The sequence below is a fragment of the Wolbachia endosymbiont of Drosophila bocki genome, from assembly GCF_028982005.1.
Classification (GTDB): domain Bacteria; phylum Pseudomonadota; class Alphaproteobacteria; order Rickettsiales; family Anaplasmataceae; genus Wolbachia; species Wolbachia pipientis.
The window spans coordinates 1-1,018 of record NZ_JAPQLG010000103.1; the positions used below are offsets into that span (position 1 = coordinate 1).

Below are 1,018 nucleotides of genomic sequence, written 5' to 3' on the forward strand. Positions count from 1 at the left end.
TTAAATGGCTATTTTATAATGAATTTTGTCAGCAGCCACCAGATTTTTTCAGTTGCTATGCAACAAAGCCCACTGGAATCCAGTTTTTGATCAAAAATGTTGCTGTAGCGCACAATCAATTTTCCTGGATCCCAGTGTCTGGGCACTGGGATGACACCATAGGGGGCTACTTGGATGACAGGGGAGGGAGGCTGCTGGGATCCTGACAACCGTCATCCCGCTGCTTGTTAGCGGGATCTAGAGATACCGCGGCGGTATGACGTAGAGCTACGTGTTTAGGTTTAATGAATCCACTATATCTTTTACTTGAGAAAAAACATACTCTTTGCTTACACTGGTATCGATAATAAAGTCACTCATCTTCCTTTTCTCCTCAATAGATAACTGAACATCGGAGATTAGATTAAGCTTTTCTTTATCTATGTTGCGTTCGTTAAGTCTTTGAGCTTGCACAACGCTATCTGCATGAACAAAAACAATAAGGTCGCAATATAAATAAAATTTTGTTTCTAATAGAAGTGGCACATCTAAAACTAAAAGTTTTCTATCGATCTTTTTTTCCTTGGCAATAAAAAATTCTAATTCACGCAGCACAGCAGAGTGAACCAAAGATTGAAATTGTTTCCAATTTTCATCGTAGGCTAAGAAATATTTAGACAGTACTGTTCTATCTATTTCACCATTTACTACCACTCCAGGAAAATTTTTCTCTGCATAACTTATTATGCTTTTATCCACTTTATAAAATTGGTGTACAACAGAATCGGCATCAAATACAACAGCACCAAACTCTTGAAAGCAATTAGCTACAAAGCTCTTTCCTACCCCAATTCCGCCTGTTAGACTTATAATCATATAACAAAATACATTCGACTTCTTTTGAAACTATAGCTAAGGTTTCTCTATATATATTAACTAGATTTTCTAGATCCCAGTGGGCTTTGTTGTATAGCAACTGAAAAAATCTGGTGGCTGCTGACAAAATTCATTATAAAATAGCCATCTAACCTTGAAAGAA

2 protein-coding genes are annotated in these 1,018 nt (G+C 36.8%); one reads left to right on the plus strand and one right to left on the minus strand.

Annotated features, from left to right (window positions below):
- A partial coding sequence (locus OZD61_RS02135) for a hypothetical protein (RefSeq protein WP_458695282.1) occupies positions 1-206 on the plus strand: 206 nt, incomplete at its 5' end.
- Positions 207-267: 61 nt separating this feature from the next.
- On the opposite strand, the gene coaE is transcribed toward OZD61_RS02135, so the two are convergent.
- Positions 268-855 carry a dephospho-CoA kinase gene (coaE, locus tag OZD61_RS02140; protein ID WP_274979678.1) on the minus strand — a complete coding sequence of 196 codons (588 nt, stop codon included), beginning with the start codon at positions 853-855 and terminating at the stop codon, positions 268-270.
- Positions 856-1,018 lie beyond the last annotated feature (163 nt).

Excerpts from the sequence above, each read along its gene's own strand:
- coaE (WP_274979678.1), bottom strand. The coding sequence starts at position 855 with ATGATTATAAGTCTAACAGGCGGAATTGGGGTAGGAAAGAGCTTTGTA.